Origin of the sequence: Sphingorhabdus sp. (assembly GCF_050921905.1) — a bacterium.
Taxonomy (GTDB): Bacteria; Pseudomonadota; Alphaproteobacteria; order Sphingomonadales; family Sphingomonadaceae; genus Sphingorhabdus_B.
The window spans coordinates 1,902,557-1,915,707 of sequence record NZ_CP050888.1 but is presented as its reverse complement, the minus strand read 5'-3'; the positions used below and the strand labels follow the sequence as shown (position 1 = coordinate 1,915,707).

Sequence of the window (13,151 nt, the reverse complement as noted above, 5' to 3'; positions counted from 1 at the left end):
TGCGCGCATCGCGTGGGCAATGCTGCGCAACGAAGAAAGCTACAGAATGGCGTAGTGGAAAACGGGACCTGCGAATAATTGAATCGACAGTTTATATGCGAGGTGAGACTTTGATGGTGTAACGGCACTGCCCGCTGCTTTACAGCCTGTAAGGAACGATGGCCTTCGAGGCCGCTCATCTTAAAAGGCACGAACCGAGCGGATCCCCATCATGGCCATGGACAGAAATGCTCCAAATAACAGGCCGGATAGATTCATGCATCCAATGCCGAAGCAACATCGAAAAATCCCCTTGTGCGGGAGGCGTCCATAGATTCGTTCCTTCGTCACTACGATGAGACCAAAACACTCCTTAAATCACAACATCAAATCTGTGCCATTGGTGCTGACGGGGAACAGCGTTGCCGACATACCATTCGCGATTGATAAGAACTTCATTAAGCGACCAAAGCTTAGGTTGCATGTGCCGACAAAACGGAAACAGCTACAACGCCGAAGATGAAAGCAAGGCAAAGGCTTACGGTCCACTGCAAAGTAGTTTTTGATTCATCGTTGATGATTGCAATGGTCCTTTCTGTCAACCATTGCGCAAGACTGCGTCTGCGATCAGTTACACGCGCGTCCAGCATTTCAATGTTTCCGTTCACGAGTGCTATCCGAACAAGGATCATGTCAAGGTCGACAGCGATTTTTTCCGTCGCATCCTTTAAATCTTCCATGCGCTTCGTTACCGTAGGCCCGAATTCGAGTATGGCCTTTTCATTACTGCCAAGCACAACATAGATCTGCCGCGCTAACATGGCTGTCACCACAAATAGCGGGTCCCCGGGCGGTATGACTGTCATAATCTGCGCGAGCAGGCGACGCTCAAATGTTGACGCGGCGACACCAAAATGCCCATGCCAGTAAATGTCGAGCTCATCCATGAAGGCATTCCTGCAATGACGTAGCAAACGCCATCAGGTTACGCTCAAAAGCCAATTGGATACCTAGCGACGAGCCGTCTACTATTTTCCGCAGATTTAGCGTGCCATTTGCGTACGCAGTTTCCAACTGTGGCGAGATTGGAGGATAGAGGAGCGTGCCGGCAGGGTAGTCCATGCGTAGGCTTTTTTCAAAGGCCCGCACCACTCGGCTGTTTCTTTCCTCTAATTGACTTACGAAACTTGGATCTTTTTCGCTTCGGCAGGTAATGAACAAGATGTCCACGGGGATTTGCAGCATGGCAAAATCATCAAGGAGTTGGATAGCCGATCGCAGACATTCGGGATCAAATAAGATGATCATGTGTCTCCGATTATGGACAACCCTAAAGTCAATAACTTTTGCAGTCAGATCTTGGTCTTCCGATTGCAGCCTCAAAGATAGACTCTGATCATGCGATTTGAAGGAGGGTCCAGCCGGACCGCCGCATTGAACGACAGCAGTGGCCGATCCGGTCGGGAGTGCCAGCAGATGCGCCAGAAACGTATCCGCTTCTGAACTTCCTGATAGCAAACGTGTCAAGAACATCGTGCGCGGGAAGTTATCCGCAGCAGTGGGTAAATCTGGGGCTCGAGATACGCGCGCGAGTTCTGCACCCATTTTTACGACGGGCGAAATTACTTGGGTGGTGAGGGCCGACATTATTCTAGATCTCCATATTTATTCATAACTGGTGGCTGGGGCGCAAGTATGTCCCCGAAAAAAACCTCGCTTGAAATTCGGTCGATAAAAATTGCGACGGGAGTGACCGCCAGATCGGTGCCCCCAGACATGTCATCGCTGGGCGGGTCTAAGACAGGCGGATCGCCGCCTTCGATTACCTCGGGGACCGAAAGCTCGTTGACCTCACCATCTTCCTCATCATCTAGGGTCTGATCAAACAGTGGAAGACCGTTCTCATCAAGCCGGTACGTTACTCCCATCTTATCGAGGTATTCACACTCGGCCTGCCAAAATTTGCGGTGCTCGTTTTCGGAAGCCTCATGCTTTTCTTGGTTAAGCCGAAAATAGGTGTCGCTATTTCGCAACACAAATTCATACAAAGCCCAGAAAGCCGCCGGATCTTTGAATTTTAGAGCCTTGAACTCGTTGTCAATTCCAAACACTTGTGCAAGGCCGGGTAGCCAACCTGCGGGGGGTATGTGACGGGTTTCGAAGTCCTTGGTGAATACTTCAAGGTTATAGCGAAGATAATCCCAGCAGCTGTCACGATGCCGATTTTCGCGCATCCCCGAAACCAGGAAGCCGACGAAGGCCTCGACCTGAGCTTTTTGGTCGATTGGAACAGACAGTATTTTGCAAATCCAATCAGTCTGCTTTGACCATCCGCCAGCTTTTGCGGCGTAAAGCGCATTTGCTGCACCCGTCGTCGTCCATTCTTCAAGTTTTAAGGACAGTTCTTCGCACGCAGCGGCAAAAAGGGGTGTGACGTTAAGGCGGCGCCCAAGTCGCGCTTCCAGCGCGTCACGCAATGCAAGCGATTCAGGCTCGTCCCGTTTTGCTGCCGCCTCCTCAAGGAGCAATCTCTGCTCCTCCGACATGTTGTTTCGGTACGCGTCAAGTATGCCCCCCTGAAATGCGGCATTCCAGATATTATTGGGCTCTTCATAACTAGGATCGCGATGGGCGTCCGCTGCTAGTTTCGCGATTAAGTCAAATTCGTTCGCCCGCAAGCGCCCAAATACGTAAAGTGGCACGTTTCGCTCAGTCATCGCCCGACTAAAGCGTTGTAAGTCTTCCCAATCTTTGGCGGGTATGCCTTCCCGAGAAGGCGGGCCACATTCTGCGTCCTTGAGAATATTTTGTTCCAATAGAGCCTGGCGATAATGCCCCATTGCCATGACCGTCTGCTGAAGGTTTAGAATAAAGGCGGCGTGAGCTTTTTTCACCAATCGGTTATTTGCCTGCTTCGCTGCTTTCTCATGTGTCGTCATGAAAAAGGGATTTCGCAGGCGCTGCAGCCATTGATGTGCTTTCCGAGTAAGTCCGCCCGTTGAATTGACCTCCTTTGCGCCCTCGAAGGCAGCCGTAATGGCTTTTAAATCCCGCGCGATATCAGGGGCGTACTTTTCTGCCGTTGACGCTAGACTATTTAGCAATTCATAAAGTGCAACATCATCATCCATAAATCCGTTGTAGGATAAAATAAAATTTATGGAGGCAAATGGGCAAATTTTTTTTCACAAAGCAAAAAAAGATATTTTTGCTACGATAACGAGCTTTTGATGTGGGAATTTATTTACCGAAGTTTCTCTGAATGAGTTTTCGGTAAGTTTCGTCTACCGAACAATTTGAGCAGAATACGTTCGGTGGATCAGTCCCCGAACAGATATCTTATTTTTTTTCAGACCCACATTTTTAGGCGCAATACCTCAAAGTCATACGCACTACGTGCGACATGACCTTGATTGCGGTCTTACGCTTTCGCTTCAGACGGAGCCGGCCAAGCCGGTGCACTCACTACGTTCGTGGGTCGAGCCTTGCGGCTCTCTGGCGGAAACCAAGTTTCCTTGAGATGATTGCCAAGCAATCATCTTATAGATATTTCTTTCCCTGAGCCTTATCTATGGATATTACATCCAAAGTGCTTTTGAACTACAATGGTCAAAACCAACAAAATCCGAGAACGGCATTCACCAATGGTGAACAATGTAGATGCATGTAGCTTGAGAGGCATCCGACCTGATTAACTTTCAGGTCGGCGCCCTCTTAAATTCCAGTGACTTACTTTCAGTGCAGATGGGCTCTTCTTCAGGCATCGACGAATATAACCTTTCCGGTGATGAAGCCATCAACCGAACTCTCGAAGGCTTTGCCTACCAGCGCGCCAGGGACAGGCTGGAAGCCTGGCATCATTTCCCCATACACGTCCCACGCCTCTTCCAGAACTGTAGGGTTGACCACGTTGATACGAACCTGGCGTGGAAGCTCGTGCGCTACGCACTGTACGAAGGTGTCGATGGCGCCGCTGGTGGTGGCGTCAGCAATTGCCATAGGAATAGGTTTGACATTGAGAATGCCCGAAATCAACGTAAACGAACCGCCATCGTTGATGTAGTTCAGGCCCACATTAACCAGATTGATCTGGCCGACCATCTTGCTTTGGATAGTTGTGTCCCACTGCTCATCGGTCATTTCGCTGAAGTTAGCGTATTCGCAGTAGCCAACTGTATTAACGACAGCATCGAACGGCCCAACCTTTTCGAATAGAGCCTTGATCGACGCCTTGCTGGTGATATCTACCGTGTGGTCGCAGCCTGTGCCAGAGCGGCTGGCGGTGATGACGTTGTGTTTCTTGAGGCCGGTCATAGCGGCTTGGCCCATGTGCCCTTGGGCACCAATCAAAATTACGGTTTTCATAGCAATGCCTTGTTAAATCTTAGGGAGGCGATACTCTAGGTGCTCACTGATACAATGAAAATCACCACCGATTTGTATGAGATACAACCAAAATGATTGAGAAAATCGATATCAGGCACATGCGGGTTTTACTGCATCTCGTGCGCGAGAAAAACGTTTCTCGCGTTGCCGAGCGGCTTGAGATATCACAACAGGCGGTTAGCAACTACCTCAAGCGCATGCGTGAAGTGTTTCCCAATGAGCTGTTCCTGCGCCAGAGCGCAGGCCTACAGCCGACCGACTATGCGTATGACCTCGCAGCTAAATTCGAGAAAATAGTCGAAGAGATCGACGGCATCTTCAATTCATTCCCATTCGATCCAGCAACGAGTGAGTACGCATTCAGGGTGATCGCAAATGAATATGCGCAACTGTCTATCATCCCATCGCTTTCGCTGCTCATGCGCGAACGCGCACCCGGGGTGAAGCTTGAAGTCATTGACTTCAATCCCGATCAGCATGTCAAGACGTTGGCGCAAGGAGAGGCTGACCTAGTGATTGGTTTTTCTGACTACGTTGATCCTGGATTAGTGCGGAATAGACTGAGAAGCGACCACTACTGCTGCGTCGCTCGGCAAGGTTCGCTGCTGCCTCGGCAGATACAGGTGCTTGCAGATGTGTCCTTACATCCTCATGTGGATTTCGCCAGTGGAGTAGGCAATCTGGGGAGTCGAGTGGATGACTTCCTTAGTGCCCGGGATGTCAGCCGCACAGTGATTGCCACTTTGCCCTGCTACACGTCTCTGCAAGCGTTTATGCACGTGAATGATACGGTGGCTTTTGTACCCTCGGCCATTGCTGCCACCGGTGGCTTCCAAGTGATTGACCTAGACATGTCCTCCCTAAATTTCAATTTGGTTGTGGGATGGCATAGAAGAGCTTCGGGCAGTGCATCCAGAGATTGGCTTGTTCAGGTTATTGCAGGATTGCACACATCGAGTTAGCTCAAAATGAATACACCCTGATTTTGTAGACGCTCTATGACCGCTTCTGGCCGCTTCGAGCCTGTCGCAATAGTGGACTTGTAACAGTTTTGCGCCGGTCACTTATGTCATTATGCCACCTTTGCTTCGAACGCCAGCGGGCTGATGCCACCCAGATACGAGTGGCGGCGACGGGTGTTGTAGAACCCGTTGATGTATTGGAAGACTGCTGCCTCTGCCTGCCTTCGTGTTGACCATTTCTGACGCCAGATCAGCTCCGCCTTCAGCGATTTGAAGAACGTCTCAACGGATGCATTGTCGTAACAATTACCTTTGCCGCTCATCGATGGCCGCAGGCCGTAGGCCTGCAATTTCTTTTGATAATCATACGCACAGTATTGGCTGCCGCGATCAGAATGGAAGATGCAGCCTTCGGCGGGTTGCCGCAGGTTTACCGCCATATCCAGCGCCCTGATTGCCAGATCCTTGTTGGCTACGCCGCCCTTCGGGTCATTCTGTCGCTGACCGCCCAGCCAACGACACGGCGGCTGTGTAGATCAAGAACAACAGCGAGGTAGAGCCAACCCTCGGCAGTCCATATGTAGGTAATGTCGCCTGCCCATTTTTGGTTAGGAGCAGCGGCAACAAAATCGCCGTCCAGCCAGTTCGCAGCGATGCCAAGACGATGATTACTGTTGGTGGTGACCTTATGCTTGCGGGTGCGAACCGGGCTTGGCTTTATGATCCCCCGGATCATAAGTTACCTGCGCTCCCGTTGATCCGCATTAAACGGCCAACACGGCGCTCGCCTACAACGAGCCCTACCTCGTTACCGCCCTACGGGCGTTGCCTTCGGCCCAACTCCATAGTCATGCGAGGACGGCCATAGCTGCCGAGACTGAGGCCATATTGTTCACGGATGTGGGCCAGCACTTTCATGTCACCGCGTGACCGTCGGCTTGTCGGCCGTGCGTGCCAGGACCGGTAACCGCGCGTCGATACCTGCATCACGCGGCAAAGCATCTCCACTGGCCAGACATGCCGCCACTTGTGCACGAATGCGAACCTCACTTGCCGAGGCTCGCGAAGAACTGGGTAGCCTTTTTTAGTATCTCCCTCTCCTCCTTGAGGATACGGTTCTCTAAGCGCAGGCGTTCATTCTCGCGGGCTAAATCCGCTTGCGGCGCTGATACCAGATCGGTTGGCCGATACTGCGATATCCACTTGCCCAGCGTCGACAATCCAACGCCCAGGTCAGCAGCAACACGCCGCCGTGACAATCCGCTGGTCAAAGCAATCCGGACGGCCTCTTGTTTGAAATCTTCTGTATGCTTCATCATCTCTTCGGTCTCCTTGTATGAGTGTTTAACTCTCAAGTGACCGGCACGAAACATAGGGTAATCGCGGGGCTGTGATTAGCTGGACGATGCTGTGATTGAATGCTGGTTGTCCCCGATAGGATAAAAATACGGGCTCACGATTGTGACTGGGCCCAAGCACCTGACGGAGGACAATCATGGATCAATATATCGGTTTAGACGTATCTTTGAAAGACACTTTCATCTCGGTTCGCGAAGGCGGCAAACGGATATGGCGCGGCAAATGCGCGTCTGATCCCACAGTTATAGCCAAAGTGATCCGCACACATGCGCCGAGTGTGCGACGCGTCGTTTTTGAAACAGGCCCGCTGTCGGTGTGGTTCTTTCATGCGCTGACGGCGCAGGGCGTGCCAGCGATTTGTATCGATGCACGTCATGCCAAAGCAGCACTCGACATGGCACCGAACAAGACCGACGTGAACGACGCAGATGGGCTGGCCCACCTTGCCGAGGTTGGCTTTTACCGCGAGGTTCGAGTGAAGAGCTTTGATAGCATGCTCGTTCGCACATTGGTCGCCGCCCGCCATCAGATGTTGAAAATGACGGTTCAGATATCGAACCAGATACGCGGTGTCATGAAAACGTTCGGGCTGATTGTTCCCAAAAGTGCAGGGAACATATTGGAGGGCCACATCCGCACTTTGCTGGCAACGAACGCCGGGCTTGAGCGGATCGTTTTGCCGTTGCTCGAAGCGTGGCTGGCGGTGCGTGCGCGTGTCGCGCAGCTGAGCAAGCAGCTCATCGCCACAGCGCGTGCGGACGAGCAGTGCCAGTTGCTCATGACGATCCCGGGTATTGGCGTGGTAACAGCGTCGTCCTTTATTGCAGCGATCGAGGATCCCGCCAACTTTGCCAAGTCGCGCTCTGTCGGTGCCTGGATCGGCTTGACCACCAAGCGTTACCAGTCAGGTGAGGTCGATTATGCCGGACGCATCTCGAAGCGCGGCGACAATCACCTTCGCGCATTGCTGTACGAAGCCGCTATGGTGATCCTGACGCGGACGACAGCGGACAGTGCTCTGCGTGTCTGGGGCTTGAAGCTCAGGGAAAAGGCCGGGTTCAAGCGAGCAGCCATTGCAGTTGCGCGCAAACTCGCGGTCATCATGCATACGATGCTCAAAACCGGCGAACTGTTCAATCGTTCAGCTGGTGCCACAGCCTGACGCGCAAGGCAGAATAGAAAGGCCAATAGACTGAGTTGAAAACCTCTTTCTCGTTTGCGTTCATGCTTTGGGCGCGTCGAGCCGTCCCTGTCGGGGCGCGGGCTGGATCATTGCGTTGTAACGGCTGCAAGTGCCTTATCGGCAAAATGCGAACTAAACATTGGCAAGATCCTTCCTTACGAAACCTATCATGCGGCGCGCAAGTCTCGACCGCGTAGACGACCATGTTCCCGACAAACGACTATCAACGACGCAACCAAAGCTGAACTAGCAAACCAAAACGAACATCACTGCGATCAATCAATCGTAGCCCCAAGAAATATGTCAAAAATCCCCCTTGACGAATATGCGATTAGACGACCGTTACAAGTCCAATAAGGTTCAGGCGCCGTGTAAGGTTTTTCCGCGGGCGACGACTATTGGGGCTTTAGCAGGGGGTTCCAATGAAAAAATGGGTTTGGGTTTATATCGCTGGCTTCATCGCGCTTACCGGTGCGGACTTCGCATCCACGATCCTGGGTATCGCGGCGGGTGCGCGCGAATTCAACCACACGCTGGCAACCAGCGGAGGTGATCTCAAAATCGCGCAATTTCTCTTGGTGAATGCGGCCATGCTTGCATTTACCAGCTTCATGTTGATCTGGGCGTGGCGCAATCGCCTCCGCATCAACACTGAATATATTTCCCGTCCTGAACGGGCGATGTTCAACTGGATCTACCTGAATCCATTTTCGGAGCGGAATGTGCCAAAGTCAGCATTCCACTATCTAGCCTTGGCGCCCGGCATGCTGCTCATAAAGATTGTCGTATCCTTCAACAACAGCCTGATCAGTTTCGGTCAGCCAGATTTCTTAACACCTGTCGCGTCGGCCATTTTCACCTTCATACAGGGACCTCTTGCATACTGGACATTGATCTGTGTCCTGTTCCTGCCGATCTGGTGGCTCTCTCTTCGCCTCGCGGCAGCCTTCGTGCGCGCCAGCAGCAAGAGCGTCGAGCAGTTGCCCGTGCCCTTGGCGTGACATCGGGTGGCATCGGACATCTTCGACCAGGCGCTGGCCGAGCATGCAGCAATGATCGACCGGATCATTGCTGGAATGGAAAGTAATCCGGCGTGCCGGGATGAACTGAGGCAGGAGGTCGCGCTCGCGCTCTGGCGAGCAACGCCATCTTGGCGCCAGGCCTCCTCCTTAAAGACATTCGTGGCGCGGGTGACACATAATGTTTGTGTGAGCCATGTGCGGAGGGCCAGTCGCGCGCCGAAGCATCACGAACTCTCGGATACAGTTATGGACAAAGCCGAGGCAACTGACGACGCGGACGTTCGCGCCGATCTCGGCCGACGACTGCTGGCTGAGGTGTCCAAGTTGCCACGTGGCATGCGGGAGGTGGCAACCCTCTATCTCGATGATTTCTCGGCCCGCGAGATAGGGGAGACACTTGGAATCAGTGAAGGGGCAGTCTTCACGCGTATCACGCGGCTGCGAGAAACGCTGCGCAAGGTAATGGATACAGAATGATGGACCTGGACGACCAGCTAGAGGCAATGCGTGCGGCTTGGCGGGCTGCTTCTGTCGGCGACCTTTCGATCAGCCAGTTGCAGGCGCAGGTGCGTCAGGAACAACGGGTGTTGCGGCGGGAAGCATGGCTTGAAGCGCTCGCCTCGTTGGCTGCGAGCGCCGTTTTCGCCGTTTGGGCAGCGCATGCGGTGGATGTCGCGCAAGACATATTTGTTGGGTTGTCAGTCTTCGCTATCGGGTGGCCCGCGATCACGATCCAACTCAGGCGAAAAGCTTGGCAGATGCAGGCGGAGACGGTCGAGGCCTACCGCTCGTTCTTGCAGCGGCGTGCTCAAACCGGCCTGTTCCTTGCGAGACTGGGCCATGCAGGCGGGCCGCTGGGCCTTGTTATCGGCCTTAGTCTTGGAAGGATTGGGGTGCCGCCGAACGTTGGCGTTCAGAGCCATCCGGCCGTCATCTGGATGGCAGCGGCCATCTTGGTAGTATTGTGGGTATGGAGCATCCGCGCGGCCCGGAGGCGCAAGCGCGCCCTTGCGAACCTTCGCGCACAAAGCACGATCGCGGATGCCATTTGCAAAGAGTTTTGAGTATTAATACCAAATTGCTGTGACGCTGACTCACATTAGGGATTCCCAAAGCTTTAGAACTCTGATTCTATGGCATACTTCATTTGCGGAGGTGATCATGGGTTCAGCGATTAGTTTGCGGGGCGATTTTGATGGGGCAGAATTGAGAAGGTTGGCACGGACATCGAAAAGCGCAAACTAGGCTCGGCGGCTTTTGGCATTGGCTCAGATTTACGACGGCGGCAGCAGGAGCGAGGCTGCCAAAATAGGGGATGTCACTCTTCAGATCGTGCGTGACTGGGTGCTGCGGTTCAATAGATATGGCCCTGACGGCCTGCATGATGGCAAGGCTCCGGGCAAGCCTTCGATCCTTAGCGATGCCCAGCGTCAGGCACTGGCGGAAATCGTCGAGCAAGGCCCGATCCCTTCGATCCATGGCGTTGTTCGCTGGCGGCTGATCGATCTGACCCGGTGGCTGTATGACGAATTTGCGGTGTCGATTGATAAGACGACGGTGAGCCGGGAGTTGAAGAAACTGGGCTATGTTAAGCTCACGGCGCGACCTCGCCATCATGCTCAGAACGAACTTGCTCTTGAAGCCTTTAAAAAGGGGGCTTTGCAGCCGAGTTGGCAAAGGTCAAAGCAACTCTCCCGGCAGACACACCTGTAGAGATCTGGTTCCAGGACGAGGCGCGGATCGGGCAGAAGAACAAGATAACGCGGCGCTGGGCCAGACGCGGGACGCGGCCTTGCGCGCCCAAAGACCAGCGGACGAAATCAGCCTATATCTTCGGCGCGATCTGCCCGGAGCACGGCAAGGGTGCAGGGCTGGTACTGCCCTTGTGCAATACCGAAGCCATGACGCTCCATCTGGCAGAAATTGCGATCGCCATCGCCCCTGGCGCTCATGCTGTTGTGCTGATGGATCAGGCCGGTTGGCATATGACAGGCAAGTTGAATGTGCCTGACAATATCAGCATCATCGCGCTCCCGGCCAAATGCCCTGAACTCAACCCTGTCGAGAATATCTGGCAGTTCATGCGCGACAACTGGTTATCCAACCGGGTGTTTACCTCCCACGACAATATCGTCGACCTCTGCTGTGAGGCTTGGAACAAGCTTATGGATCAACCTTGGCGCATTATGACCATCGGTCACCGCAAATGGGCGCATAGGTTGTGATCAATGCAATTTGGTATTATGGCGCACCTACGAGGAGAAAGTTCGAAACTCCTCTTTGATACGCTAGCCCAGTGGAACCACGCTTTAAGCCAAACATCAATCGCCGGAATCCTGCCCGGCGCCAATAGCAACGACGTTGTTCACGATGATGATTCTTCATCGAATGGCGGCACGGCTCCGCTCGATCCGAACGTGGTCGGGATCGATCTTTCGGCGCGTCGTCCGCAACGTCCAACCTATCGCGGACCGAAGAAGCGTCATGCGGATGATGACGGAATGGAGGTCGGCCATGGGTAGCCATCGTCCACCCCCCTTCTCGCTTCGTCTCACCTTCGAAGAGCGCGCGAAGATCGAAGCCGATGCCGCTGGCATGTCGCTCGGCGGATACATCCGTTCGCGCCTGCTTGATCCTGATTGGATCGCGCCGCGTCGTCGTGGCAAGTTTCCGGTGAAGGATCATCGCGCGCTTGCGCAGCTCTTGGCGATGCTCGGTCAATCGCGGTTGGCGAACAATGTGAACCAACTCGCGAAGGCCGCAAACACGGGCAGCCTTCCTGTCACACCTGAGACAGAGGAAGCGCTGCTCACCGCAGTTCATGAAGTCACGCGAATGCGGCAGCTTTTGATCGAAGCTCTCGATCTGGATGCGCGGCTATGATCTTCAAAGCCTCCAAGCGCAGCGGTGGCCGTCAGCTCGGCGCGCATTTGCTGAAAGCCGAAGAGAATGAGCACGTCGAGATTCATGAAGTGTCGGGGTTCATCTCTGACACGGTGATGGGCGCGATGAATGAGGCCTACGCGGCGGCGCGCGGCACGAAGTGCGAGCGTTATCTGTTTTCAATGTCACTCAGTCCGCCCGCGCACGAGTCCGTGCGCGTCGAGACGTTCGAGAAGGCCATTTCGGATATCGAAGAGCGGCTTGGCCTCACTGGTCAGCCGCGTGTGATCGTCTTCCACGAAAAGGAAGGCCGTCGCCATTGTCACGCCGTCTGGTCGCGCATCAACGCAGAGACCATGACGGCGATTGATATGCCGTTTTTCAAGAACAAGCTGCAAGCCCTCGCGAAGGACATCTATCTTGAAAATAGCTGGGCGATGCCTAAGGGCTTCGCCAATCCGCGCCTGCGCGATGCGCGCAATTTCTCATTGTACGAATGGCAGCAAGCCAAACGCGCGGGCGTCGATCCGCGCGAGCTGCGCGGTGCCGTCATCGACTGCTACCGGCAAGCGGACAACGCCAAGAGCTTCGCGGCGGCGCTTGAAGAGCGCGGCCTCTTTCTTGCGCGCGGTGACAGACGGGGCTTCGTCGCCGTTACCACTGACGGCGATGTCTATTCGCTCTCGCGCATCATTCCCGACAAGAAAACTGACATCGCCGCACGCCTCGGCGATTCATCAAAACTCATGTCCGTCGCGGAGACACGCGATCGCATCGCGAACGAGATCGCGCCTCGCCTCACGAATTACATTGCGGAGGCTAAACGCGTTGCCCGTCACAACATGAAACCGCTGGTAGCCAAGCGCGAAGCGCTCAAGGTTCAGCATCAAGCTGAACGCCAAGCCTTCGATACCAAACTCGAAACCCGCTGGAACGAAGAGCAACGCGTTCGCTCATCCCGTCTGCGCAAGGGCATTGTCGGTGCTTGGGATTTCCTGACGGGGAAGTATTTCAAGGTGCGCAAGCAGAATGAGATGGAATCCAAATTTGCGCGCGAGCGCGACAGAAATGAGCGGCACGCTCTGATCCGTGCACAGCACAAGGATCGCCAAGCCCTTCAAGAATTGATCAAAGAGAACCGCCGTAAGGAAGCTGAACGTATCCTCGGTCTCTATCGGGACGCCGCCAAGTTCCGCCGTATGCGCGAGGGCGAAGCCGAGCGCGACCGCAATGGTCGCACGCGTGATGGGCGTTCACTTTCGCCGAAGCCGCGAGATCGCGGTTTGGATTTGGGATGATCTGTCGCGGGTCGTTGCCGTTCGCCTTCCTCCAATTCTACGCCGCCACATGATCCGCTGATTGATCGAACCTATCCGC

General features: G+C 54.1%; 12 protein-coding genes and 2 pseudogenes. 9 read left to right on the top strand and 5 right to left on the bottom strand.

Annotated features, from left to right (window positions below; genetic code table 11):
• Positions 1 to 452: 452 nt before the first annotated feature.
• From HEQ18_RS09270 to HEQ18_RS09255, 4 genes are all read right to left on the bottom strand, one after another.
• Complete coding sequence (locus HEQ18_RS09270; RefSeq protein ID WP_432814492.1) at positions 453 to 926, bottom strand: hypothetical protein; 474 nt, start codon at positions 924 to 926, stop codon at positions 453 to 455.
• Entirely contained in the window at positions 919 to 1,626 is a 708-nt protein-coding gene (locus tag HEQ18_RS09265) for a hypothetical protein (protein WP_432814491.1), read from the bottom strand. Before HEQ18_RS09265 ends, HEQ18_RS09270 begins: the two co-directional genes overlap by 8 nt.
• Positions 1,626 to 3,110 carry a hypothetical protein gene (locus HEQ18_RS09260; RefSeq protein WP_432814490.1) on the bottom strand — a complete coding sequence of 495 codons (1,485 nt, stop codon included), beginning with the start codon at positions 3,108 to 3,110 and terminating at the stop codon, positions 1,626 to 1,628. The genes HEQ18_RS09265 and HEQ18_RS09260 overlap by 1 nt, the downstream gene beginning before the upstream one ends.
• Before the next feature lie 625 nt (positions 3,111 to 3,735).
• The gene (locus tag HEQ18_RS09255) at positions 3,736 to 4,344 is read right to left on the bottom strand and encodes a short chain dehydrogenase (protein ID WP_432814489.1); all 609 of its coding nucleotides are present in this window, start codon (positions 4,342 to 4,344) and stop codon (positions 3,736 to 3,738) included.
• A 92-nt stretch (positions 4,345 to 4,436) separates the two neighbouring features.
• On the opposite strand from HEQ18_RS09255, the gene HEQ18_RS09250 reads away from it, so the two are divergent.
• Complete coding sequence (locus tag HEQ18_RS09250; RefSeq protein WP_397605519.1) at positions 4,437 to 5,327, top strand: LysR family transcriptional regulator; 891 nt, start codon at positions 4,437 to 4,439, stop codon at positions 5,325 to 5,327.
• Positions 5,328 to 5,437: 110 nt separating this feature from the next.
• Here HEQ18_RS09250 and HEQ18_RS09245 read toward each other — a convergent pair.
• A pseudogene (locus tag HEQ18_RS09245) lies at positions 5,438 to 6,646 on the bottom strand (IS3 family transposase).
• A 176-nt stretch (positions 6,647 to 6,822) separates the two neighbouring features.
• Between HEQ18_RS09245 and HEQ18_RS09240 the strand changes: the two are divergent.
• From HEQ18_RS09240 to HEQ18_RS09205, 8 genes and pseudogenes are all read left to right on the top strand, one after another.
• Positions 6,823 to 7,848, top strand: coding sequence for an IS110 family transposase (locus HEQ18_RS09240; protein ID WP_432814488.1), 1,026 nt, complete (start codon positions 6,823 to 6,825; stop codon positions 7,846 to 7,848).
• 443 nt (positions 7,849 to 8,291) lie between these two features.
• On the top strand, positions 8,292 to 8,870 hold the full coding sequence (locus HEQ18_RS09235) for a hypothetical protein (protein ID WP_432814487.1): 579 nt from the start codon (positions 8,292 to 8,294) through the stop codon (positions 8,868 to 8,870).
• A 6-nt stretch (positions 8,871 to 8,876) separates the two neighbouring features.
• A complete protein-coding gene (locus tag HEQ18_RS09230; protein WP_432814486.1) occupies positions 8,877 to 9,368 on the top strand; it encodes an RNA polymerase sigma factor in 492 nt (163 codons plus the stop codon).
• A complete protein-coding gene (locus HEQ18_RS09225) occupies positions 9,365 to 9,955 on the top strand; it encodes a hypothetical protein (protein ID WP_432814485.1) in 591 nt (196 codons plus the stop codon). Before HEQ18_RS09230 ends, HEQ18_RS09225 begins: the two co-directional genes overlap by 4 nt.
• Positions 9,956 to 10,052: 97 nt before the next feature.
• A pseudogene (locus HEQ18_RS09220) lies at positions 10,053 to 11,116 on the top strand (IS630 family transposase).
• Positions 11,117 to 11,119: 3 nt separating this feature from the next.
• Positions 11,120 to 11,413: a hypothetical protein gene (locus HEQ18_RS09215; protein ID WP_432814484.1), complete on the top strand. Its 294-nt coding sequence runs from the start codon at positions 11,120 to 11,122 to the stop codon at positions 11,411 to 11,413.
• The gene (locus HEQ18_RS09210) at positions 11,406 to 11,774 is read left to right on the top strand and encodes a plasmid mobilization protein (protein WP_432814483.1); all 369 of its coding nucleotides are present in this window, start codon (positions 11,406 to 11,408) and stop codon (positions 11,772 to 11,774) included. Before HEQ18_RS09215 ends, HEQ18_RS09210 begins: the two co-directional genes overlap by 8 nt.
• Positions 11,771 to 13,072 carry a relaxase/mobilization nuclease domain-containing protein gene (locus HEQ18_RS09205; RefSeq protein WP_432814482.1) on the top strand — a complete coding sequence of 434 codons (1,302 nt, stop codon included), beginning with the start codon at positions 11,771 to 11,773 and terminating at the stop codon, positions 13,070 to 13,072. The genes HEQ18_RS09210 and HEQ18_RS09205 overlap by 4 nt, the downstream gene beginning before the upstream one ends.
• Positions 13,073 to 13,151 lie beyond the last annotated feature (79 nt).

Bases quoted from the DNA above. Each gene is read 5' to 3' on its own strand.
- HEQ18_RS09270 (WP_432814492.1), bottom strand. From the start codon at position 926: ATGGATGAGCTCGACATTTACTGGCATGGGCATTTTGGTGTCGCCGCG.
- HEQ18_RS09240 (WP_432814488.1), top strand. From the start codon at position 6,823: ATGGATCAATATATCGGTTTAGACGTATCTTTGAAAGACACTTTCATC.
- HEQ18_RS09205 (WP_432814482.1), top strand. From the start codon at position 11,771: ATGATCTTCAAAGCCTCCAAGCGCAGCGGTGGCCGTCAGCTCGGCGCG.
- HEQ18_RS09260 (WP_432814490.1), bottom strand. From the start codon at position 3,110: ATGGATGATGATGTTGCACTTTATGAATTGCTAAATAGTCTAGCGTCA.
- HEQ18_RS09265 (WP_432814491.1), bottom strand. From the start codon at position 1,626: ATGTCGGCCCTCACCACCCAAGTAATTTCGCCCGTCGTAAAAATGGGT.
- HEQ18_RS09250 (WP_397605519.1), top strand. From the start codon at position 4,437: ATGATTGAGAAAATCGATATCAGGCACATGCGGGTTTTACTGCATCTC.
- HEQ18_RS09215 (WP_432814484.1), top strand. From the start codon at position 11,120: ATGCAATTTGGTATTATGGCGCACCTACGAGGAGAAAGTTCGAAACTC.
- HEQ18_RS09210 (WP_432814483.1), top strand. From the start codon at position 11,406: ATGGGTAGCCATCGTCCACCCCCCTTCTCGCTTCGTCTCACCTTCGAA.
- HEQ18_RS09225 (WP_432814485.1), top strand. From the start codon at position 9,365: ATGATGGACCTGGACGACCAGCTAGAGGCAATGCGTGCGGCTTGGCGG.
- HEQ18_RS09255 (WP_432814489.1), bottom strand. From the start codon at position 4,344: ATGAAAACCGTAATTTTGATTGGTGCCCAAGGGCACATGGGCCAAGCC.
- HEQ18_RS09235 (WP_432814487.1), top strand. From the start codon at position 8,292: ATGAAAAAATGGGTTTGGGTTTATATCGCTGGCTTCATCGCGCTTACC.